The following is a 20,656-nucleotide window of genomic DNA, read 5'->3' as shown; positions in this document are numbered from 1 at the left end:
TTAACTCTTCTAGTTGTTCAGGTGATAATTCACCAATTTTTTTTGAATTTTATCACTTCTTATAGCACTAATTTTTCAACCATAATATGAGATTCTAAATTAAGACCATTTAGCTCTGTAGGAGTCAATAACAGGCGAAAAGTTGGGGCATCTATTAAATCCGTTGTTAGAGGGCAAACTGTTATACAGGGATGATTTTTATATAAATTAGATTAAACAACAAAAGCGGGGCGAGGTTTACCATAATCTCCAGATATTACACCACAATATATCTTTTTTTAATTTCTATTATTTCCATTCATCTAACCAACTTTCTTCATTGTGTTTTAACCATAAGTCGGCATCAGGATTGTTTTCTTTACTAGCTAATAAGGATTGACGTTTAGCTTCTTTGGCTAGGTCTAAATTTTCTAGTTGTTTAAGATATATACGTATTGCTTCACTAATTATCCAGCTTTTTTCACGGTGTAAATCATAAGTTGCTTTTTCAAGTTATTTATTTCTAAGCGTATACTAGTCGTAATACTTTTTGTCATTTTTATCCTCCTTATAATATTTAATTGTAACACAAAGTGTTACATACCGCTAGTTAAATAAATTTACTTCTCAAAACGACAAAATGCTCTACTACTATCTTGATTAAGAAAATCGATAATTTGTATTACTATAGAATTATTGTTATATTTCTCAGCAATTTGTTTTATACGCTCAGCAAAATTACCTTCACCTGAGAAGATTTCTTCGATAGCTTTTAAAGCACTTAAAGACTTTACTTTATCAAACCCTTTTCTATTCATACCGATTAGATTTAAGCCCTCAAGCACCGCACGTTTGCTACTTACAAGCCCAAACGGTATTACATCTGCTCCGACCGGTGATAGCCCGCCGATCATCGAATATTCACCGATTCTAGCATATTGATGTACGGCAGACAGTCCGCCGATTATTGCATAATCACCTACCCCAATATGACCTGCTAGGCTTACATAATTAGCAAATACTACATTATTGCCGATTTTACAATCATGACCTATATGGACGCCGACCATAAATAAATTATTATTTCCTACTCTTGTCATCATTCCACCGCCTTGGCTTCCTGCTTGTACCGTAACATATTCTCTAATAGTATTATTAGAGCCAATTATCGTGCTTGATCGCTCATTAGCATATTTTAAGATTTGTGGAGGTTGACCTATTGATGCAAAAGGATAGATTACGGTATTTTCGCCGATTTCGGTAATCCCTTCAATTACTACATGGGATTTTAGTTCGACATTGTCATGAAGCACAACTTCAGGACCTATAATACAATACGGTCCGATTTTTACGTTTTTACCAAGCTTTGCACCTTCTGCAATTACAGCTGTAGTATGGATATTAGAATTTGACACTATGTCCCTATGCTTTATCTTTAATCATTGCGGTAAACTTACTTTCTGCAGCTATTTCACCTTCGACCGTAACCGTACTTGAAAATTTCCATACGTTAGCTCTTTGCTGATCAATAACAGCGTGGATATGCATAGTATCCCCCGGCTGAACAATTCTACGAAATTTTGCATTTTCGATAGCCATTAAAAACACTTCTTTATTCTTAGTAGAACCTAAAGATTTAGCAACTAATATAGCAGCTAATTGTGCCATAGCCTCAACCATTAGAACACCAGGCATAACAGGCCTTGCCGGAAAATGTCCTGTAAATTGCGGTTCGTTAACGGTAACGTTTTTAATACCTGTTATTGATTTGTTAGGATCAATTTTAAGTACTCTATCTACTAATAAAAATGGATAGCGATGAGGTATCCAATCCATGATTTCAGTAATATCTATGATCATTTATTTAGATCTCTTCTTTAATGTAAATTTTCCGTCATTGCGAGGAATTTGCATAGCAATTGACGAAGCAATCTAGTAAAAAGTACTAAAATCAGCACTTTTTGCTAATTTTTTTGGATTGCCACGTAGCCTAGCTCACAATGACTACTCAGGTATTCATGCAACAACAAAGCTCTTTTCAATAGCAAGTTACTTTTTTAATTTGCTATTAGAGGTCTTTAGTAATTGTTTCATAATAATAGATTGTCTATGCCAATCCATAATAGGAATTGCAGGGCTGCCGCCGACAATTTTACCTGCTTCTATATTTTGTGCTACACCGCCTTGTGCCACTACCTGTGCCCCGTCGCCTATATTTAGATGTCCGGCGATTCCTACTTGCCCTCCAAGAGCACAATATTTACCGATCGTGCTACTTCCTGCTATACCTGTCTGTGCTACGATAATAGAGCCTTTACCTATTTTGACGCCATGCCCTATTTGTACTAAATTATCTATGCGGCATAAATCTTTTATAATTGTATCTTGAAGTGATCCTCTATCAATAGTAGTGTTTGCACCAATTTCAACATTATTGCCGATTTTAACTATTCCTATATGAAATATTTTGTGATGTACGCCTTTTTCGGTAGAAAATCCAAACCCATCCTGTCCAATTTTTGCACCTGCAAGTATTACGACGTCGTCACCTATAATTGCATAATTTATTGAAACATGTTGTTCTATTCTAGCGTTTCTGCCGATATTTACGCCTCTACCTATAAAACTTCCAGCTTCTATAATACTATTATCACCTATAATAACATCGTCTTCAATAACTACATTGTGACCTATATAACAATTTTTTCCGATAGTCGCCGAATCTGCAACAATAGCGGATTTCATTATTTTAGCAGGGTATGATTTAATAGGAGCATAAAAAAAATCTATTAATTTGCCGTAAGCAAAATATGAGTTCTGGGCGTGTAATAAAACAGTATTTGGATTTGCTTCTCCCGTAAAATTTTTCGGCACTATACAAGCAGCAGCTTTGGTAGTTTTTAAAAATTCGGAGTATTTAGGATTGCTTAAAAAGCTAATATCATTTGGTGATGCTTCATGCAGAATTTTAATATCATGAATAGCTATATCTTCATGAATCTTAGGAGGTGCTATAATATCGTGTAAAAAATCTATAATTGCTGTTAGTTTTCGTGGCCCTAGATTTTTATAAAAATTACTACTTACCATATAACTTTAAGCAAATTAATCATTAGCGATAGTATATAAGTGATAGTTTTATTATGCAACAAAATTTACAGGTGGCATAAAAGGTATTGCTAAGTAAAGAATTATATCGTCATTGCGAGCAGCCGTAGTCTGCGTGGCAGTCTCATGAAATAATAACAAACTCCTGAGATTGCTTCGTCAATTGCTATGCAAATTCCTCGTAATGACGGAAAAACCGATCCACGCAACAACGTCTACTTGATTGTAAGATCTAGATAAAAAGTCACAAATATTAATTTTTATTAATATAAACCTAATATTTATCTTAATATCTAGAAAAATATTTAGTTAATATTAATTTACGTTTTATTAAGAAGAATTAAATTAATATATTGTAGCTATTTTTTGTTGCTGAATTATAAAGCTTTTTTGAAATAGAAGTAGCTATTTTAGTACAAATCTTATCAATTTTTACAAAAATATTAATAATCTAATTTCTTTTAATAAAGCCTAAATTATATTAACTAAATCAAGGTATTGAAAATGTTAGAAATAAACAACTTAGCCTTTGCAGGTGGTGAAGTAAAAGTCATCGTATATGCAGGTGCTCTAAAGGCATTAAAAGACAAAGATTGTTTAAAAAAATATCCAGAAAGTAGTTGGAGCTTCCGGTGGTGCAATAGCTGCTTTCTCCATAGCACTAGGATATCAACCGGAAGAAATTGAGGATATACTTAAGAAAATTGATTTTAATAAATTTTCAGATCATACTAGTAAATGGGACCAAGTGTATAATCTTGTATTCTACGGAGGGTTAAATTCTGAGAAATATCTAGAAGAATTTTTAGGGCAATATAAAAGACAAGGGATTTGACCCCGATATTACTTTTAAACAGCTACATGACAGTCAAAAAACAAATATAGATTTATACTTAGTGTGTACTAATCTCAGTACTCAATTTCCGGAAATTCTATCTTATGAAAATGCTTCTGATGAGAAAGTCATAAAATTCGTATACGCTTCAGGGGCTTTTCCTATATATTTTCAGTCCGTACAAAAAACTGTTCAAGGAGTAGTTTCAACATATGTGGATGGTGGAGTTACGAATAATTACCCGGTTGAGGTGTTTGATGATAAAACTGCAGCACGAAGCCTCCCTCAAACATATAATAAAAATTATAAAACTCTTGGGTTTAAACCAATCAATAAAGAAATATTAGAAGCTTATCAGAATGGTACAGAACCTAAACCGTTTGTGGATACTACTACTGTTGTGGATCAACTATATGCATTAGCTGAAGTTCTCACAAGCTTTGACTTGATAAGTTGTTTTCAGAATCATGATAGAACAGTTTTTATTGATGATCATAATATATCAGCTTTAAGTTTTGATATCACAGCTGAACAAAAAGAAACATTAATAAATTCAGGTTATTCTGCAACTTATGACTATGTGACGAGAATGGAGAATATAATGCTTGCAGGACTAGGAGTAAATGATTCTAATGATAGCCTTGTATTATAACAACGCGAGTGGATAACCCGCTATTCGCTTTAATCTTGTTTTACAGATAGCATACAAGGTATTGCAAAATAAAGATTGATATCGTCATTGCAAACGACTGTAAGCTTTGTTGCATGGCTCGAAAAACCCGCTCGATGTCATTTCCGCGAAAGCGGGAATTACATAAAACGAGTCATGTGAGCAATACCAATTTTTGAAATCAATAATCATATTGACTTGTTTAAAGTTTTGCTTAGAATCATCTTGGAACAGCTAAGGTTGTTCTGGAGTATAGAAACCTCCATCAACAGGCGGTAAAATCACCGTTAAATTGGTTTATTCCTCGATATTTTACGGTCGGGGAGGTAGTAGTCATGTTCAGGGCTTAGAGTATTAACTTTAAGCCTAAAAACTACTCAGCTGTTCTTGTTGACGGTGTTTCTAACTCCCTGATCACCAATCGGGCTTTAACTTAGCTTCTTGGTGATCAAACTTGAATCATTTAAGTTTAACTAATGAGAACTAAGCCGTTATGAACACTAAAACAGTAGAAATAGCTATTATTGAGCCATATCTAGATTTTTTTATTAAAGACAAATACTTATTACGTGAAATTTATCCAAATGGTATAAATAGGGAATTAAGAATAGAATTTATTTTAGTTAAAAAACCTTACACATCATATTCTTACTACAAATTAATTAGAAATTTATTCAATTTACCATACCAAAAGTTATACTTATAATCGATAAACAACTTTTAAAAGCATCGCTTGGTTTATTTCGTTCAATTATTCTTGGCACTGTATTATATCTAAACTTAGTTAAAATTTTTATCTATGATAAGAATGATTTTGTATTGAACATACGAGCTTTAAAAAGTAATGAAAATTACTTTTTGTTATATTAAAATTAATTACTTTAAAAAACTGATTAACTGGGAGTAATTAAATAAGCAGAATTTAAATGGTGGAGGCAAGCATACTCAAATGCTTTCAAGAATTGAATTTTATTTTGAGAGGTGAGGATGCGAATCCTTGATAAAATGAAAGAGCAATTTTTGAAAGCAGAAGAGTATAGATGATTTGCTCCACCAAGCGATAGTATATTAAGTAATACTTTTTTGTATAACAAAATTTATAAGCATCATAAAAATTAAAGATGAAGGCAAAATTGTCCCTTTTTATTAATTCTATGTAGCGCTACTTTTTCCAGACAACTCAACATCTATCCCCATTTTTCATTTTCTAAGTGGGAGATAATACAACATATTGCTTCATTTGGTAAGCATGATAAATGTAAAAAAGGGTTTTAGAATCCGATTGAATTTCCAGTTGAATTTTTTATATACTCCTGCAATGGCAAATGGGAATAATTTCATAAAATTATTCATCGTTATTATAATAGATTCAGGATTATTATTTTGTTCTTGTAAATAAGATGCTAATAGTTCCTTATTTACTTTCACTTTTTTATAGAATTTTGTAGCATATGCAATTTTAAAAAAATTATCTAAACCATTGTTATAAAAAAGTTTTATTTAGAAATGAAGCTAAATTTTTTAATAAGTTTTGTTGTTTTTCTTGCAATAATTCCCTTACCTCGGCAAATGCTTTGTCCGTATCTGTGTAGCTTGCAGCCATATTCCTATTATTATCAGCACGAATAATCATCTCAGGTGGCAGCAGCTTAATAAACTCTAGAGAAACTGCTATCATGCCTTTTTTGGCTGCAAGCATTAACAATGTCCTTCCGAATTTATCAATAGCGTTAATATTTTCCCCAAACATTCTTGGAATAAGCTCTATACAAACATTATCTAAATCACGCCACATAGCCTTTGTTAATGCAGGCTGACCACGTATATTCTCGATCGTATTAATAGCCCGTCAGACATCTTGGGAATAAGTTTTAAACAAGCTTCTTCTAAACCTGCATCAGCAGCTAAAATTAAGGCTGTATTACCATCCTCATCGGATTGATTAAATAAATTAGTATTTTTTATTTTATCAATTAATTTTTCAACTTCTTTTTTATCTTCATCTTTTGTGTGTATTACACACGTTAATTTTTCTAGTAAAGATATTAGTTGATTATATAATATTTCATCTGATTCTTCAGGTGTTGATTCTTTATGTATTCCAAAAATTTTTTTATACGTATAAACATAATTTATCCTTATTAACCTAAAGTTAATTAAAATTACAAAAATAAGTTTACAGATGCAATAGAAATTTAATTGAAGATATAAAATAACGGGATTTAAAGTAAGGAATGGTGGTGGCCACGGTTGGAATTGAACCAACGACACAAGGATTTTCAGTCCTTTGCTCTACCGACTGAGCTACGTGGCCGTATATACTCGATGAACTTGAAAAATTGGCTTCGTCGTCTTTGTAAGTCCTCAGATACTCACGTATTAGTATACGCTCCGCTCCTCGGCTTACAGACTCCTTGCTCTTTTCCAATTTGATCTTCGTCTATACTATTCTTTCATTTATTAGGGTGTAAGAACAAGAAATATAACTTAAGCTTATAATAGATTAATCGGCTTTTGTCTATTCTTAATTAGTAATATTAGACAAAAATACTTAATTATGATATTATGAGTGTTTATTTTTATAACGGTTTTTATGATCAAAATTGGCAATATTGAGCTTTCTTCAAATATTATACTAGCTCCAATGTCGGGTGTTACGGATTTGGAATTTAGAAGATTGGTGAAAAGATTTGGTGCAGGGCTTGTAGTTTCTGAAATGGTAGCAAGTAGAGCAATGATTGTGGAATCTAGACAGTCACTAAAAAAAAGTGCCATTATGCGTGATGATGAAACAAGTGCTTGCGTACAGCTAGCAGGCTGTGAGCCGAATGTGATAGCAGAAGCTGCTAAAATGAATGAGGGTATGGGGGCAAAAATTATCGATCTTAATTTTGGCTGTCCGGCGAAAAAAGTAGTAGGCGGTTATTCAGGCTCGGCTCTAATGAGGGATGAGCAGCTGGCAGCTAAAATTTTTGAAGCTACCGTTGAAGCGGTTAAATTGCCGGTAACCGTTAAAATGCGTATAGGTTGGGATGATAATACGAAAAACGCTCCGACTTTAGCCAAAATTGCTGAAAGCTCAGGTGTTCAGATGATTACTGTTCACGGTAGAACTAGATGCCAGTTTTATTCCGGTAATGCCGATTGGGATTTTATACGATCAGTTAAAGAATCGGTAAAGATTCCGGTTATTGCTAACGGTGATATTACTAATTTTGCTAAGGCAAAAGAAGCCCTACAAAAATCCGGTGCAGACGGTATTATGGTCGGTAGAGGAGCATATGGCAAACCTTGGCTTATTTCACAAATTGATCATTATCTTAAAACAGGTGAAGAAAAATCTGCTCCCTCTATAGCAGAGCAGCTAGATATCGTAACCGAGCATTATGAGGCAATACTTGATTATTATGGTGAATCTGTGGGCGTACCTATTGCACGTAAGCATATTGGCTGGTATAGTAGCGGTTTACCGAATTCAGCAGAGTTTAGAGGTGCTGTTAATTTAATGAACAATCCTCTAGCTGTAAAAGAGAAAATTGCGGAATTTTATACGAGCGTTATGGAGACGAATAAATTAAAAGAATTTTAAGTTTTATTTTTGTAATATTGTTTTTTAGTTTAAGCTATGCAAGTGAAAAAGCAGTAATTATAACTGATTATAAACCGGTATTTTTTCCTGTAATTGCTGAAAATAAAAAAATAAGAATTGCTATTCGTTCTTATTTAAATAATGAAAAATCATATTTCGTTTTAGTAGATCCGAATTCTTTTAAAACTGAAATAGCCCTACAAGAGCTGGTAATTTTACCTACGAATAAAATAGAAAAAGAAAATCTTCTAAAAAAATTAAGTAAAACTCCGTATATTAAAGTTTTAAATAAATATAGTTCTACACCTTATATACAACAAAATTACGGTGCTACGAGTAGCATGTATAAAGTAAAAGGACAGTTCTTGACAATTGACATGTGTCCTTCTTCCAAAAGCTTTGAAGAAGATTTTTTTAAAAAGCTCGTAGAATTATCGATCAAACTAAATAAACCTATTCCGATTGCTATATGTGTTTCAGGATTATGGATTAATAAGCATACAGAAGAATTCTTATGGTTATTAAAACAACAAGAAAACGGTTATTTACAAATAACATGGGTTAATCATTCATTTAGTCATCCTTATTTTAAAGATAAACCTCTTGAAGATAATTTCCTTCTTTCCAATAAAGATGATTTTGAAAATGAAGTATTAGAAGCAGGGAAAATATTAGTAAGTTATAATATTGCTCCGTCACCTTTCTTTCGTTTTCCTGGATTAGTTTCCGATCAAACATTAATAGAAAAACTAAAAGATTTGGGATTTATTCCGCTTGGGAGTAATGCATGGCTTGCTAAAGGTGAAAAAGTTCAAAATGGTTCTTTTATATTGGTACACGGTAATAGTAACGAAAAAGCCGGAATAGATTTAATTATGCCGATGTTACCGGAATTAAAATTACTTCCTATTGAAAAGGCGTTTTTATTACATGACAATTGATTAGTTAGATATTAATAATACGGTAAGCCCATAGTTGTTCTTATATCACATGAAGAATATGAGAAAATTAATCAGCTTGAAGATATGTATTGGGCAATGCAAGCAAAAAATGCGAGTAAAAGCGGTTTTTTATCAGAGGAAGAGAGTAAGGATTTTTTAAATAAGATATTAAATATCTTTCTTATAGGAAAAAGAAATGATGGAGAAGTTTATAAATTATTTAAAAGAAAAATTAAATAGTTCATAATTATAACTTAACTTTTCTAGTAGGCCTTTTATCTCTTTGAATATCAAGTTTTGTATCGAATAGCGGAGAATCTTGTAAAAAATCAATAAGGGAAGATTATTGTGAATTTTCTTTATGATTTGTTATTATACTACATAAACGTTTATTATTATTTAATACTTCTAGATTTACTTCGATTAAAGGCGGAGTAAGTAAATGCTTAATAATTTCAGACCATTCTATTAAAATTAAATTGCCGTTTAATGCCTCTTCAAATCCAAGTTCATAAATTTCTTCAGGTGATTTAAGACGATACAGGTCATAGTGATATATAGTGAAGTTAGATGCTTTATACGTTTGCAGTAAGTTAAAAGTCGGGCTTATAATGCTTGTATTTTCACCGCAAAAATATTTAATAATTTCACGACAAAAAAATGTTTTACCTGCTCCAAGGTCACCGTTAAGTAAAACTATATCATTTGGTTTTAAGCTTTGTGCTAAAAGTTTTGCAAGCTTCTTTGTCTCTTCTTCGCTATTTAGTGTATGCATTTTTTAACTTGATAAATCATTTGTAAATATTGATTCTGAAAAGTGTTGGAACCTATATTCTGCACATTCCAGTTTTCGCTATTTAATATTATTATTTTAGCGTTTAATTTGTCATATAACCGTGAATTTTGTTCATTACTTAAAACAAGACATTTGTTATTAGACTCTTTAATTAAATCTTCTAGCTTGCTTATATATCGGAGGCTTTTTTGACTGTCGCTATATAATTTTGCAGTTTTAATATTAGTATTAAGAAAAAAATACTCGCTACTGTCACTTAATAAAATTACGTCTTTTATCGTTGCAAGCTCATTATTTTTAATCTCTTGTAGCTTATTTAATTCTTTAAGTGCTGTTGAAAGGTTATTATTAATATCTTCTTGTAGCTCAGGAAAATTTTCACTAAATATTCGTGCAAATTCCTGTAGTAAAATCACAGCATTATTAAGATCAAGCCAAATATGCCAATTATCTTTTATAGTGGTTAAAGATTTAATATCACTGATTTTTATAATGTTTTTGCTATGATTATCAATTAATTTCTCGGCAAAACCGTCAAATTGTTCATTAATATAAATTGCTATATCAGAATTTTTGACTTTTACTAAATCATTAGGTTTTAAATTATAATGATGTGGACAGTCACTACTAATAGCTAAGCTCTCGATATCCGCTTTATCCTTAACAAGCATCGAAACAATACTGCCGATTGGCATAATACTTACAACTATCTTAGGCTTAGCATAGCTAGTAAGGCTGAGGAATGTAAGGAATAGTAATGTTAGGTATGTCATCTCTGTGAAGGCTTGCTTGCGTTGATACCAAATCGTCATTGCTAGCGACTGAAAGGAGCGTGGCAATCTCAGGATTTTGGCACGAGATTGCTTCGTCAAAATTTTCAATTTTTCCTCACAATGACGGTTTGACTTACTAGCTCTCATAATTTCGCCAACAATTCTAATTTACTAGGTTTAAAATCCTGCTCTATCCAAAAATTTTTTAGATATTCTAGTTTTTCTCCTATCTCTTTTTTTTCTATATTCATATTTAACAAATCATTACCGTTTACTTGGAATTTAGGACGTAATAACGCATCATATTTAAGAATAAATTCTTTTACTTGTGAATGATTTAATTTACCGATTATGCTAGCTGATAATAAATATTCCTTATAATTCTTTTTTTCAAACCAAATTTTTTTCATGTTAAATTTAGCGTCATTCAGAAAGTTCGTTATTGATAATATTTGTATTGCTTCATGTTTTGAGAATTTCCAATCTAGAAAGACCTTTAAATTTAAATCTTTTTGACAATATAATAAGAGTGCATATCGAGTAACTAATTCTAATTTAAAATCATTTGCCTGCTCAAAAAATTTTATTTCATAATTTTGGATAGAGAATATTAGTTCTAATATTCCTATTTCAAACATAGCTTTTAAAATTTGTGCTGCTCTTTTTGAAACAATAATTTTATCCATTTCGCTTTTAATTCGCTCTCGTGATAAAGTTTTTAAGCCGTCTTTTAAAGCTTTACATGCTTTAAAGCTGCCATCATCAAGCTGATTCGCATAATAGCTAGAAAACCGAAAAAAGCGTAGAATTCGCAAATAATCTTCTTTAATTCTATCTAGAGCTTCCCCTATAAATACAACCTTTTCCTGCTGCAAATCCTTAAACCCTTCAAAATAATCATATATCTCGTTCTTAAAGGGACAATAGCTTAAAGCATTAATAGTAAAATCTCGTCTTGCGGCATCTTCGGCAAAATCGTTGGTGAATATTATTTTGGCATGTCTGCCGTTACATTCAATATCTTTCCTAAGAGTCGTGATCTCAAATTTTTCATTATTTAAAGTAGCCGTAATCGTGCCGAATTTTAAACCGGTCGGAATAGTTTTTATTTTAGCTCCAGATAAAATATTTGTTACTTCACTAGGTGTCAAATTAGTAGCTATATCTATATCGTAGCTACCTTTCTCAAGTCGATCTCTTGGATAACTTGCTTCTAAAGGTAATTTGTACGTCGATCCGGCACTCGAATCCTCACGTACGTTTATGTACATTGCGATTCTGCGTTCCGTGTCTCCTTCAAATTCCTCTTTATTAGTTTTGTTATGTAAGAGATCTAGTAACGCATCACGTACGCAGCCGCCTATAAGTCTTGCTTGTCCTTTTTCATTTAAGAGACTCAAGATTTTTCTATATCCTTTTGAGGGGATTTTTAGTATTTTGTGTGTAACTTGCATTATTCGATTTTACCTAAAGTATCGGATATTTTAAAAAGACTTTGATGTCATCCTAGCTAAAAACTGGACCTTGTTATATGGCTCGTTTATGTCATTCCCGCTTGGCATTACTGAGTAGTCATTGCAAGCGACTGTAAGGAGCGTGGCAATCCAGAAAAATAATAAAAAAATGTTAAAAACTAGCATTTTTTACTGGATTGCTTAGTCAAAACTTACAGTTTTTCCTTGCAATGACGGATAAACCTATTCACGCAACAATGCCGAGCGGGAATGACATAGAACAAAAACAGTCCGGTACTAAGATTTTACCGTACATTCCTTTTTATTGCAAAAGATAAGTGTAACAGGGCTTTTTTTAAAAAAATCTTTATTAATCGTTATTAAGCTCCCGCGGCATTTAGATTTATAATTGAGATTAATATGAATTTCGGCTTTCTCACAATGATTATCTTTATTAATGACAATTTTTTGTCCGTAGTTGGTTAAAAAATATTATTCTCTAAAGGTAACACCATACTATCTTTTTGTCCAAACCAATTAGCCCAGTGAGTTCTATTGAAAGCAGGCATTGTATCAGCATGTATTACTAGTTTATTTTCTCTATCTTTAACGCCTACCGCCATATGATTTGCATCAAATATTAATTCCGGCTTTGGGGAGTAGAACATAAATATAAAAGATATTGCCATGATTGCAAGACCAAGCAAACGCCAAGCAGTTTTCCATATACAAATCCAAAAAAGCCGAATAAAAAGAGTAATATGCTGAAATTGGTAATATAACCGAAATACCATACAGCAGCTGGTAAACTATTAAAATAGGCGGCTGATTTTATTATTATATCAATAAAGAATCCCATAAGCTTTAGGATATAGTTATCAAACCCGATCATGGTAAAAGGCAGAGATAACAAAGCAAGCGGCATAAGAAAAAATGACGTTATCGGAACGACAATGAGGTTAGCTGGTACTGAGTAAGTAGCAAATATAAAGAATTGATTAATTACTACAGGTGCCGTTATGATGCTTGCTAAGAAGCTTGAATAAATATTTGAGGCTGTATAAAATTTTACTGCTCCAAAAATGCCTTTCTTTTCTCCAAGTAACCATGAATTCTTTAAGTAAAATTCATAACCGGCAACAAGCGATAATACGGCGATAAAAGATAATTGGAAACTTGGATGAAAAATATATTCGGGATTTAACGATAATATTATAAAAGCCGCAATTGCAAGTGAATGAAGGGGGAAAGCAAGAGCGTCCGGTAAATATAATACCGTAAATAAAAATTGCAGCAGTAATAAAAGCTCTAGTCACTGCTATTTGCATACCGCTTAGTTCTAAATAACCAAAGCTTCCTATTAGCGAACAATAAGCAGAGATTAATTTTATATTGAAATTATATGCCAAATAATTTGAAAGATATAATAAAAACCTTGTAGTAAGGAAAATAATCATCACAACTAAAGATAGATGCAATCCTGAAACACAAAGCACGTGTGATATACCGCTTTGCCTCATATCCTGCATTACTTGCCTGTTTAAACCTTTTGTCTCGCCAAGTAATATTGCAGCTGCAAAATTCCCTTTATCTTTTCCTAGCTTTTCTATTAAATTATTATAAATATAGGAACGCACTCTATAAATAAAACTATCAAAATTTGTTTCATTACGTTCTATAATTTGCGGCTCAGACATCGCATAGCCGTTTGCTCCAATATCCGATAGATAAGCGTAAAAACCAAAATCATAACCCCCGGGTAGTATACTATTTTGCGGCTTATAGAGCTTAGCAAGCAAAGTAATTCGGTTATTTACCCTAATTTCTTGTATATATTTTTTCGGTATACTAATTTTAACTTTTTGTAAGTTACGATTAATTTTTTCTATCTTTATGCGACTTAATACTACTTATCCTCCTATAATAGTCGGTTTTATCGATTCTATTTTACCGCTAATTTTAGTGATGATAGATTTATAAAGCATTTCGCTATGTAAATTACACGATATTTAGAGATGAATATGCCAAAAATAAAAGCAATAATCATTCAGTAAGTAAACTGTAAAAATATATTAGAATTTCTAGTAAAGGTTAATATTAAACAAACACAAAAAATGAAAAATCTGTTATATTTTCAATGATTAGAACCAAATTCTCTTGTAATTATAAGTTAAGATAAATTAACTTATATGGGACTGTTGCGAGATAATTTTTAATAGTAAAATGAGAGGAAAACAGATAAATAAATATTTAGCTCTGTCCAAATATTTTTAAAAAGAAATTCTGTTTAATATTGAGATAAAATTTATTCAATAGTATAGTAATTTAATAGAGATTTGTTTACAGAGTTAGGATTTTTATTAACAAATTTCTCTAAGCTATTAAAGTTGTTAAAACCACTAATCGTTTTAAATTAAAACATATGGCATTCATAAATTCAGAGAATTGATTTTTGGCAATTCCTATATATCTAACCCGTTTATTATCTTTTGAAAATACCCTCTCAAAAGGTGCTCTGATTTTCGTATAATATTTATCAAGGTCAAAATTCTTATCTTTCATATTATTTTTCTTTATTGAGCAAAGATGGAACCCCTTTTTAGCTGCTGCATTCTTGGCAGAGATTGTACAATAACCTTTATCAACATATGTAGCACCGGAGCTTGGCATAACATGCTTAAAACCTTTGCTATCAGTAACATTTGCAGGGGTAACTGCAACCTTATTGATCATTCCTGATTGAATATCGACACTCACATGTTTTTTATAACCATACCAAAATTTATTTGCTCCCTTACAGCCAATTTTAGCTTGTTTATCCTTTACAACCTTAGGCAGAGTCTCATTATTCAATTTATCATATTTTTGTGTTCTTAGTTTATCACGTTCCTCCCAAAGATTAGCTTTTGAGATTAAATGAGAAGCATCTACAAAGGTAAATACTTCACCCATATAGCCTTGTGCTCGTAGTTGATCTCGGAATTTTACAAATATTTTTGATAGTAAATTAGTGCCTATTTTTTTACGTATTTTACTAAATACACTATAATCAGGCGTCTTCTCTGTAAGAGCAAAATCACAAAACCATTTTGCCGCTGTGCTATCAGCTAAATAACGTTCCAATTCCCGATCCGATAAGTCTTCCATAAATTGCAGCAGCAAACATTTAAACAGCCTCACTATACCATAGCCTTTATAGTTAGCTTCGCATTCTACTGCTAATAACTCAGCTTCAACTGCTTTAAAATTGAATAAACTTTTGAATTTACGATATTGATGATCCACACTTATTAACTCATCTAAACTTACCATTATCATTTGATACTCAGACATATGAACATATTTTTTGTTTTTTTTAATTATACCTGCTATCCTCTCATCTCGCAACAGTCCCATTATATATTAGACTTCTTTTCGAACTCGCTTATAGGGAGGAATTTGGAGGACACACGGAACGCAGCACCGCAGCGTATACACTAGTACGTGAGGATGCGAGTACCGGATTGACGTACAAATTACCCCTAGAAGTAGAGTGCCAAAAGAAGTCTATTGACTATTAGACTTAAAAATGGTCTACTTATCAAGAATAAGGCTTAAGGTTTATATGATAAAAAAAATAATATTTGGAATAGCTATTTTACTTAGTACAAGCTGCTTTGCCAATAGTACAACTTCTGACGGCTCAAAAAAAGATGCAGCAAAAACTAACGATGTTACAACACAAAAAATTATAGATGATTTTTCTACTTACGCCGGTACTATAAAACCGGAAGTACGGGAGGAAATACAAAAATATAGAGTAGCAATAGTCAAGATTAATAAGAAGAAATGTGAACTATATAACAGCCTTTCCAAAGAGGCTCAAAATTTTTTAGCAGAGCAACAAAAATATAAACAAAAACTATCTATCTCTAAACTACCGGCAGAAAACGACCAAAAGAATAATACTGCTGATTCTAATGATAATAAGAGCAAAGATACAAAATAAATTACTTTTCTTAGCCGTTATTGTGCGGGTCAAAAATCGTCATTGCAAGCAGCCGTAGGCTGTGCGGCAATCTCATGAAATAATAACAAACTCCTGAGATTGCTTCGTCAATTGCTACGCAATTTCCTCGCAATGACAGATAAACCTATCCATACAACAACTCCGCTTTTAGCTAGGTATTTCATAAATCTGCTCTACTACACCATCAAGACCCATTAAAAAAGTATAAACTTTTAATTGAGGGAATTTTTCTTTTATTATATCACGGGCCTTGTTTAAAATTGCTGCATGTGCTGCCGTTTCTTTTTCCTTGGTATTTAGCTGTTCCTGACCTATAAGTATTTTATAAGCTCCACATTCTCTATGATCAAGAAAAACAATTTGTTTTATGTTATGTAATTCTTGCAAAATCTCAATAGTATCTTCTATTGTTTTTTCCCAATAAGTATATTTGTCGTTAACGAGAGCAAGCGATGCACCGGGCAGTGATACTTTATCAAAATTATCTTCTAATCCTAATTGCTTCATTAATTTATCTGTTTCGTCTATTAATCTAAAATCTACACAACTAATTAAAAGAGTAGAAGCTTCATTTAATGTTTTTAAATGTTCATTACTTACTTCTACCTTTACAACTTTCTTATTGGCAATTATATCATTGTTAGCAGCGTAAAGATTTAAACTAGACACTATAATAAACCCTAAAATTATATATTTTACATGTATCATAAAATTCTCCTATTTAAAAATATTTCTTACAGGCTTTAAAATAAGAATAACCTGTAATGATTGTTAAAAAAGCGGCAATCCATAAAATTATTTCCCCTACTATATCTAAATAAATAATTCCTGAACCTTTTGAGCCTAGTATCAATATCGATAAAGCAAACATTTGTAAAAACGTTTTTACCTTAGCGAGTCTCGATACAGGCACACTAACCTTTACTAGAGCTAAAAATTCCCGAAGACCGCTAACTAAAAATTCTCGTGCTAAAATTAATAAGCAAGGTATCTCATCTACATTATCTTTTTTTAGTAGCATGATAATAACGCAACCTACAAGTAGCTTATCTGCTATAGGGTCAAACATCTTGCCGAAACTTGTAACTAAATTATATTTTCTTGCAATATAACCGTCAAAAAAATCCGTAATACTAGCTAAAACAAATAATAATGCCCCAAGTTTACGTGCAAGTGAATTATTTATATGAAATACCAGTATAATAACTGGAATTACCATTATTCGAGCAATAGTTAGATAATTAGGTAAATTTTTATCTATTCTCATTAATTAATTAAATTTATTAATATAATATTGTTGAATGATGGATAGAATATTATTCCAAGACCAATATATTAAAAGTCCCACAGGAAAACTACTAAACATAAATAAAAAAATTAGCGGCATAAATTTCATTACTTGAGCTTGCATAGGATCCGCAGGTTCAGGACTCATTTTTTGCTGTAAGAACATAGTAATAGCCATTAAAATAGGCCATGCTCCAATCATTAAAAATGACGGCGGCGAGAACGGTAATAAGCCGAATAAATTAAAAATAGTAGTAGGGTCAGGTGCAGATAAGTCTTTAATCCAGCCGTAAAACGGTGCTTGCCGCATTTCAATAGTTACATACAATACTTTATAGATGGAGAAAAATACTGGAATTTGAACAAGTATAGGTAAACAACCAGCTACCGGATTTACTTTTTCTTTTTTATATAAAGCCATAATTTCTTGATTTAAACGTGCTTTATCATCACTGTATAAATTTTTTATCCTATCGATTTCCGGCTGTAAATTTTTCATTTTTTTCATCGAACGATAAGACTTATTGGCTAAAGTAAACATTAATAGCTTAATTATAACCGTAACAATTAATATACTAACACCGAAATTACCGACATAGCCATAGAAATAATTCATGGCGTAGAAAACCGGTTTGGTAATTATATAGAACCAGCCGAAATCAATAGCTCTATCAAATAATTTAATATCATATTGCTTTTCATATTTATCAAGCAAGTCTACTTTTTTTGCTCCAGCAAAAATTCTGCTTTTAATTGAAAAATTTTCGCCGGGCTTTATTATTTGTACCGGTGAAATAAAATCTACCTGATATCTTTCAGTCCCTTGCTTAAGAGCATAATTAAAATTCGAGCTGTAATTACTTGATTTATCCGGAATCAAGGAAGATAACCAATATTTATCGGTAATTCCTATCCAGTCAACCTTACTTGCTGCAAATTTTTCACTTTTCTTATCTTTAATATCATCATAAGAATATTCTTTAAGATTCTCGTCTATACACCCGATAGGTCCTTGATGTAATATATTCACCGCTTTCTCTACGGCAATATATTTACGATTTATTAAACCGTAAGATTGCACAGGAAGTTCTTTATCACTATTATTAACGATGGTTTGCTCTATAGTAAATAAATAGTTTTCATCGACAGTAATAGTAATTAAAAATTTAACTCCGTCTTCATTAACCCAAAATAAATGAACAGGTTTTTCAGGGCTTAATATTTCACTATCACTATTCCATATAGTATCGTTGTTAGGGAGTTTTACACTAGATAAATTACTAACTAAACCAACTTCAGCAAAATATGCATTTTCTGTATTAGCCGGTGCAAATAATCTCACTTCAGGACTATTTTTAGATAAATCTTGTTTATATTTCTTTAATATTAAATCATCAAATCTAAGTCCTTTTAATGAAATAGAACCGGTAAGTGATTCAGATTCTATTTTAATACGCTGTACTTGACTTTCTTCTTGAACAACAATACCAGTTGCAGGTGCGACTAAAGCTTTTAACTGTTGTTTCTTTAAATTTTCTGCTTTCTGCACTGCTATTTGCTGTTGCTGTTTTTTTTGTTCAGGTTTTACAACAAAATACTGCCAACCGAAAATTATACTTAAAGACAGTATAATAGCGGCTATTAAATTAATTATATTATTATTCATTCCTAGGTCTTAAATTTTAATATTTTTAAAGCTTTAAGTTTTAAAGCATTTAGAGAAAATAATCAAGTAGTATATATACTGCTTTGCTTTCAAAAGTAGTGAATATCCAAGCTGAAAGACAACTTCCATCTTGGATACAAATTTAATTTATTTTTTTATTTTTACTACTTTTCATTTTACTTCGGATATATTATACCACTCCTACATTCTGAAATATTTTTAATTTAAATTCAGGAAGTATAGAAATGAAATGTTCAGAAATATTGTCCTGTATATTTTCATAACCTACTAAATTGACTTCTTTAACAAAGATATATATTTCTATAGGCAACCCATTAATCGTAGGTTCAAGCTGTCTTACTAGAAAAGTAAACCCTTCGGTATAAACTGCCGGATTATTTTTTAGATATTCCTGAATATATAATTTGAATAGTTTAATGTTGGTTAAATCTTTCTCTTCTTTATCAAGAGTGATTTTATCTATTACATCCTTTGATATATAAGGAGATTTTTTTAGTGCTTTTAAAATAGTAGCATCACAGAAGTTAATAGTTGCCATATTAATATTAAATACTCTCTTTACCCTTCTTGCTCCTGATTCACTAATTCCTCTATAATTAGTTACGTTAGAATTTAAAATACTGTAAGTAGGAACTGTGGAAATAGATTGGTCAAAATTCCTAATTGTTACTACGGAAATAGTAATTTTTTCAACTGTTCCTTCAATTGCGCCTATACGTACCCAGTCTCCAATATTAATAATTTCTTGAGTAGTTAGTTGCAAGCTTGCAAGTAATCCTAAAACGATATCTTTGAAAACAAATGTTAAAAGAGCTGCGGCTGCACCTAAGCTTGTTAAGAATGTACTAAGCGAAATATTTAATATATATGAAATAGTTACCATTGCTGCAATAACTATGACAATAATTTTTAATATTTGAAAATATAAGCTAAGCGGTGCATTTTTTGTAACGGCTTTGATTCTATTGTGATACAGATCTGCAAAAGCATCTATAAGCGTTAATAATAACATCGTCACAGATATACCAGTATATAAGATTACTATAGTATCTTTGATTCCCAGTAATACATGTGCTTTAAAAGAAGTAGAATGAAAAATCTTTCCCCAACATACAAAGTAAAGTGCTAATAAAGTATGTAATAAATAACGAAATATAGGATATTTTTTTATCCTTTCATAATCATCATAATGATGTCTAGTTAAATAATTTTTTACAGGAATAAAAATTAATCTTTTAATTAGAAATATCACCGGTATAAGAGATACTAACATAACAAACAATAATACTAACTCAGTACTTGAGGTATGATATAGATCCATTAAATATTGCATATTTTACCTATCATTATTATTATAAATATAAATCTTTTTTATTATTACTAAGAATTTTATTTTTATCAATAATTTTAACTCAAAAGAATTTGGTATTGCTAAGCAAATATAGATACTGTCATTGCGAAGCCACGAAGCAACTGCAGCAACCCATAAAAATAATAAAAAACTGAATTGCCTCGTCAATTACTTACG

Annotated in this window: 19 protein-coding genes, 1 tRNA gene and 5 pseudogenes; 7 read left to right on the top strand and 18 right to left on the bottom strand. The window is 31.4% G+C overall.

Annotation, left to right across the window (positions count from 1 at the left end; all coding sequences use genetic code 11):
• Nucleotides 1–9 precede the first annotated feature (9 nt).
• From C4Q30_RS10720 to lpxD, 5 genes and pseudogenes are all read right to left on the bottom strand, one after another.
• Nucleotides 10–272, bottom strand: a pseudogene (locus tag C4Q30_RS10720) (type II toxin-antitoxin system PemK/MazF family toxin).
• A gap of 16 nt (nucleotides 273–288) precedes the next feature.
• Nucleotides 289–536, bottom strand: a pseudogene (locus C4Q30_RS10500) (hypothetical protein).
• 63 nt (nucleotides 537–599) lie between these two features.
• Entirely contained in the window at nucleotides 600–1,394 is a 795-nt protein-coding gene (gene lpxA, locus C4Q30_RS05175; protein WP_014013725.1) for an acyl-ACP--UDP-N-acetylglucosamine O-acyltransferase, read from the bottom strand.
• Between the two features lie 7 nt (nucleotides 1,395–1,401).
• On the bottom strand, nucleotides 1,402–1,839 hold the full coding sequence (gene fabZ, locus C4Q30_RS05170) for a 3-hydroxyacyl-ACP dehydratase FabZ (RefSeq protein ID WP_017443477.1): 438 nt from the start codon (nucleotides 1,837–1,839) through the stop codon (nucleotides 1,402–1,404).
• Between the two features lie 189 nt (nucleotides 1,840–2,028).
• Nucleotides 2,029–3,069 carry a UDP-3-O-(3-hydroxymyristoyl)glucosamine N-acyltransferase gene (lpxD, locus tag C4Q30_RS05165; protein ID WP_103897407.1) on the bottom strand — a complete coding sequence of 347 codons (1,041 nt, stop codon included), beginning with the start codon at nucleotides 3,067–3,069 and terminating at the stop codon, nucleotides 2,029–2,031.
• 625 nt (nucleotides 3,070–3,694) lie between these two features.
• On the opposite strand from lpxD, the gene C4Q30_RS10715 reads away from it, so the two are divergent.
• Both C4Q30_RS10715 and C4Q30_RS05145 read left to right on the top strand, forming a co-directional pair.
• Complete coding sequence (locus tag C4Q30_RS10715; RefSeq protein WP_103897405.1) at nucleotides 3,695–3,922, top strand: patatin-like phospholipase family protein; 228 nt, start codon at nucleotides 3,695–3,697, stop codon at nucleotides 3,920–3,922.
• Nucleotides 3,903–4,574 (top strand): patatin-like phospholipase family protein, encoded by a 672-nt coding sequence (locus C4Q30_RS05145; protein WP_342447541.1) that lies wholly within the window; start codon nucleotides 3,903–3,905, stop codon nucleotides 4,572–4,574. The genes C4Q30_RS10715 and C4Q30_RS05145 overlap by 20 nt, the downstream gene beginning before the upstream one ends.
• Before the next feature lie 1,501 nt (nucleotides 4,575–6,075).
• Here the strand turns inward: C4Q30_RS05145 and C4Q30_RS05135 are convergent.
• From C4Q30_RS05135 to C4Q30_RS05125, 3 genes are all read right to left on the bottom strand, one after another.
• Nucleotides 6,076–6,387 (bottom strand): hypothetical protein, encoded by a 312-nt coding sequence (locus C4Q30_RS05135; protein WP_245207494.1) that lies wholly within the window; start codon nucleotides 6,385–6,387, stop codon nucleotides 6,076–6,078.
• An 8-nt stretch (nucleotides 6,388–6,395) separates the two neighbouring features.
• Nucleotides 6,396–6,863, bottom strand: a complete 468-nt coding sequence (locus C4Q30_RS09775; protein ID WP_245207493.1) for an ankyrin — start codon at nucleotides 6,861–6,863, stop codon at nucleotides 6,396–6,398.
• Nucleotides 6,831–6,906: transfer RNA gene (locus C4Q30_RS05125), tRNA-Phe, on the bottom strand. The genes C4Q30_RS09775 and C4Q30_RS05125 overlap by 33 nt, the downstream gene beginning before the upstream one ends.
• A gap of 279 nt (nucleotides 6,907–7,185) precedes the next feature.
• On the opposite strand from C4Q30_RS05125, the gene dusB reads away from it, so the two are divergent.
• The 3 genes from dusB to C4Q30_RS09070 all read left to right on the top strand — a co-directional run bounded on the left by dusB (nucleotide 7,186) and on the right by C4Q30_RS09070 (nucleotide 9,362).
• Nucleotides 7,186–8,181, top strand: a complete 996-nt coding sequence (gene dusB, locus C4Q30_RS05115) for a tRNA dihydrouridine synthase DusB (protein ID WP_103897738.1) — start codon at nucleotides 7,186–7,188, stop codon at nucleotides 8,179–8,181.
• Nucleotides 8,166–9,122 carry a polysaccharide deacetylase family protein gene (locus tag C4Q30_RS05110; RefSeq protein ID WP_103897403.1) on the top strand — a complete coding sequence of 319 codons (957 nt, stop codon included), beginning with the start codon at nucleotides 8,166–8,168 and terminating at the stop codon, nucleotides 9,120–9,122. The genes dusB and C4Q30_RS05110 overlap by 16 nt, the downstream gene beginning before the upstream one ends.
• Before the next feature lie 96 nt (nucleotides 9,123–9,218).
• A complete protein-coding gene (locus tag C4Q30_RS09070; RefSeq protein ID WP_172795061.1) occupies nucleotides 9,219–9,362 on the top strand; it encodes a hypothetical protein in 144 nt (47 codons plus the stop codon).
• Nucleotides 9,363–9,369: 7 nt separating this feature from the next.
• Here C4Q30_RS09070 and tsaE read toward each other — a convergent pair.
• From tsaE to C4Q30_RS05080, 6 genes and pseudogenes are all read right to left on the bottom strand, one after another.
• A pseudogene (gene tsaE, locus C4Q30_RS05100) lies at nucleotides 9,370–9,897 on the bottom strand (tRNA (adenosine(37)-N6)-threonylcarbamoyltransferase complex ATPase subunit type 1 TsaE).
• On the bottom strand, nucleotides 9,885–10,838 hold the full coding sequence (locus tag C4Q30_RS05095; protein WP_103897402.1) for a metal ABC transporter solute-binding protein, Zn/Mn family: 954 nt from the start codon (nucleotides 10,836–10,838) through the stop codon (nucleotides 9,885–9,887). The pseudogene tsaE and the gene C4Q30_RS05095 overlap by 13 nt, the downstream one beginning before the upstream one ends.
• On the bottom strand, nucleotides 10,835–12,145 hold the full coding sequence (locus C4Q30_RS05090; protein ID WP_103897401.1) for a palindromic element RPE1 domain-containing protein: 1,311 nt from the start codon (nucleotides 12,143–12,145) through the stop codon (nucleotides 10,835–10,837). Before C4Q30_RS05090 ends, C4Q30_RS05095 begins: the two co-directional genes overlap by 4 nt.
• A gap of 482 nt (nucleotides 12,146–12,627) precedes the next feature.
• The gene (locus C4Q30_RS09770) at nucleotides 12,628–12,834 is read right to left on the bottom strand and encodes a hypothetical protein (RefSeq protein WP_245207492.1); all 207 of its coding nucleotides are present in this window, start codon (nucleotides 12,832–12,834) and stop codon (nucleotides 12,628–12,630) included.
• Nucleotides 12,786–13,665: pseudogene (locus C4Q30_RS09765) on the bottom strand (ComEC/Rec2 family competence protein). Before C4Q30_RS09765 ends, C4Q30_RS09770 begins: the two are co-directional and overlap by 49 nt.
• An 853-nt stretch (nucleotides 13,666–14,518) precedes the next feature.
• On the bottom strand, nucleotides 14,519–15,541 hold the full coding sequence (locus C4Q30_RS05080; protein ID WP_209445172.1) for a transposase: 1,023 nt from the start codon (nucleotides 15,539–15,541) through the stop codon (nucleotides 14,519–14,521).
• 8 nt (nucleotides 15,542–15,549) lie between these two features.
• Between C4Q30_RS05080 and C4Q30_RS05075 the strand changes: the two are divergent.
• Nucleotides 15,550–15,699 (top strand): annotated as a pseudogene (locus tag C4Q30_RS05075) (palindromic element RPE1 domain-containing protein); the annotation flags it as partial.
• 50 nt (nucleotides 15,700–15,749) lie between these two features.
• Entirely contained in the window at nucleotides 15,750–16,133 is a 384-nt protein-coding gene (locus C4Q30_RS05070) for a hypothetical protein (RefSeq protein WP_103897400.1), read from the top strand.
• 168 nt (nucleotides 16,134–16,301) lie between these two features.
• On the opposite strand, the gene C4Q30_RS05060 is transcribed toward C4Q30_RS05070, so the two are convergent.
• The 4 genes from C4Q30_RS05060 to C4Q30_RS05045 form a co-directional block, all read right to left on the bottom strand.
• On the bottom strand, nucleotides 16,302–16,862 hold the full coding sequence (locus tag C4Q30_RS05060; protein WP_103897399.1) for a carbonic anhydrase: 561 nt from the start codon (nucleotides 16,860–16,862) through the stop codon (nucleotides 16,302–16,304).
• Nucleotides 16,863–16,875: 13 nt separating this feature from the next.
• On the bottom strand, nucleotides 16,876–17,421 hold the full coding sequence (gene pgsA / locus C4Q30_RS05055; protein WP_103897398.1) for a CDP-diacylglycerol--glycerol-3-phosphate 3-phosphatidyltransferase: 546 nt from the start codon (nucleotides 17,419–17,421) through the stop codon (nucleotides 16,876–16,878).
• A gap of 3 nt (nucleotides 17,422–17,424) precedes the next feature.
• Nucleotides 17,425–19,107, bottom strand: a complete 1,683-nt coding sequence (yidC, locus tag C4Q30_RS05050; RefSeq protein ID WP_103897397.1) for a membrane protein insertase YidC — start codon at nucleotides 19,105–19,107, stop codon at nucleotides 17,425–17,427.
• Between the two features lie 190 nt (nucleotides 19,108–19,297).
• Nucleotides 19,298–20,461, bottom strand: coding sequence for a mechanosensitive ion channel family protein (locus tag C4Q30_RS05045; RefSeq protein WP_103897396.1), 1,164 nt, complete (start codon nucleotides 20,459–20,461; stop codon nucleotides 19,298–19,300).
• Nucleotides 20,462–20,656 lie beyond the last annotated feature (195 nt).

Source organism: Rickettsia fournieri, assembly GCF_900243065.1.
GTDB lineage: Bacteria > Pseudomonadota > Alphaproteobacteria > Rickettsiales > Rickettsiaceae > Rickettsia > Rickettsia rickettsii.
The sequence above is the reverse complement of the archived record's forward strand: the minus strand, read 5'-3'. Positions and strand labels throughout refer to the sequence as shown.

What these genes read in the sequence shown, in the direction of transcription:
- dusB (WP_103897738.1), top strand. Translation starts at nt 7,186, where the DNA reads ATGATCAAAATTGGCAATATTGAGCTTTCTTCAAATATTATACTAGCT.
- C4Q30_RS05090 (WP_103897401.1), bottom strand. Translation starts at nt 12,145, where the DNA reads ATGCAAGTTACACACAAAATACTAAAAATCCCCTCAAAAGGATATAGA.
- C4Q30_RS09070 (WP_172795061.1), top strand. Translation starts at nt 9,219, where the DNA reads ATGCAAGCAAAAAATGCGAGTAAAAGCGGTTTTTTATCAGAGGAAGAG.
- C4Q30_RS05070 (WP_103897400.1), top strand. Translation starts at nt 15,750, where the DNA reads ATGATAAAAAAAATAATATTTGGAATAGCTATTTTACTTAGTACAAGC.
- C4Q30_RS05080 (WP_209445172.1), bottom strand. Translation starts at nt 15,541, where the DNA reads ATGGGACTGTTGCGAGATGAGAGGATAGCAGGTATAATTAAAAAAAAC.
- pgsA (WP_103897398.1), bottom strand. Translation starts at nt 17,421, where the DNA reads ATGAGAATAGATAAAAATTTACCTAATTATCTAACTATTGCTCGAATA.
- C4Q30_RS05135 (WP_245207494.1), bottom strand. Translation starts at nt 6,387, where the DNA reads ATGTGGCGTGATTTAGATAATGTTTGTATAGAGCTTATTCCAAGAATG.
- fabZ (WP_017443477.1), bottom strand. Translation starts at nt 1,839, where the DNA reads ATGATCATAGATATTACTGAAATCATGGATTGGATACCTCATCGCTAT.
- C4Q30_RS05045 (WP_103897396.1), bottom strand. Translation starts at nt 20,461, where the DNA reads ATGCAATATTTAATGGATCTATATCATACCTCAAGTACTGAGTTAGTA.
- C4Q30_RS05060 (WP_103897399.1), bottom strand. Translation starts at nt 16,862, where the DNA reads ATGATACATGTAAAATATATAATTTTAGGGTTTATTATAGTGTCTAGT.
- yidC (WP_103897397.1), bottom strand. Translation starts at nt 19,107, where the DNA reads ATGAATAATAATATAATTAATTTAATAGCCGCTATTATACTGTCTTTA.
- lpxD (WP_103897407.1), bottom strand. Translation starts at nt 3,069, where the DNA reads ATGGTAAGTAGTAATTTTTATAAAAATCTAGGGCCACGAAAACTAACA.
- C4Q30_RS05095 (WP_103897402.1), bottom strand. Translation starts at nt 10,838, where the DNA reads ATGAGAGCTAGTAAGTCAAACCGTCATTGTGAGGAAAAATTGAAAATT.
- C4Q30_RS09770 (WP_245207492.1), bottom strand. Translation starts at nt 12,834, where the DNA reads ATGGCAATATCTTTTATATTTATGTTCTACTCCCCAAAGCCGGAATTA.